General features: G+C 35.6%; 1 protein-coding gene. It reads left to right on the forward strand.

Annotation, left to right across the window (positions count from 1 at the left end; genetic code table 11):
- Window positions 1–261, forward strand: a 261-nt coding sequence (locus Q1A47_RS20700; protein WP_299632773.1) for a transposase, incomplete at both ends; no start/stop codon positions are given.

Below are 261 nucleotides of genomic sequence, written 5' to 3' on the forward strand. Positions count from 1 at the left end.
AAGAAGAAACGGGAGAAATCTATGGAAAACGTAAAATAGATGTAGAACCTGTCTTCGGATTTTTGAAGGCTAATTTGCGTTTCACTCGTATGTCAGTGAGAGGCAAATCGAAAGTGGAAAATGAATTAGGATTCGCCTTTATGGCGGTGAATTTAAGAAAGTACACCGCCTTCAGGCAAAATACAAGCCTAAATTATAACAAAAAAGATTCCAGCTATCATTTTTTGATAACTGGAATCTTTTTTAACTTCATAAGGGCTA

Source organism: uncultured Virgibacillus sp. (assembly GCF_947495635.1).
GTDB lineage: Bacteria > Bacillota > Bacilli > Bacillales > Amphibacillaceae > Virgibacillus > Virgibacillus salarius.